This is a genomic window from Vaccinium witches'-broom phytoplasma str. VAC (assembly GCF_000309405.1).
Taxonomy (GTDB): Bacteria; Bacillota_I; Bacilli_A; order Acholeplasmatales; family Acholeplasmataceae; genus Phytoplasma.
In genome coordinates, this window is the sequence record NZ_AKIN01000097.1 from 1 (window position 1) to 503 (window position 503).

Here is a 503-nt window from a genome sequence, read left to right on the forward strand (position 1 = left end):
AGCTGAATTAGAGCTCGCGCAGCAGTACGTAGACTTTCAAACTTTAATATAATTAATTTTATTCGTAGCAACTTTATACATGTTAATATTGATTTTTTTTACAAATATAAATTATAAGGAGGATAAAAATGTTATTAAATTTAAACGATTACACTATGAATAAAAAAGATGTTACATTATCTTTTCATGCTCAAAAAACATTTAATTTAATTAATGAAAAATTTATGAATAATAAATTTTTGAGTAATTTTGAAAAAGAACAAATTATCAAACATTATGAGAATAATTTATTTTTTTTCAAAACTACTGATTATGGTACAGGTTGTTTTTCGAAATTTTTTAATTTGCATTTATACCGTCTTTTATCAGGTATGCAAGAAAATAGAATTAAAAATTTATACGAAACAAAAGCGGCTTTTATTAATTATGAATTAAATTTAAAGGGAATTAATAAAATAACTACTTATTATGATCATGATTTAAGTAAATATGTTAATAATGTT

The 503-nt window shown here is 20.7% G+C and carries 1 protein-coding gene; it reads left to right on the forward strand.

Annotation, left to right across the window (positions count from 1 at the left end; translation table 11 throughout):
- Positions 1–128: 128 nt before the first annotated feature.
- On the forward strand, positions 129–503 hold a 375-nt coding region (locus RI68_RS02090; RefSeq protein ID WP_038104579.1), incomplete at its 3' end, for a hypothetical protein.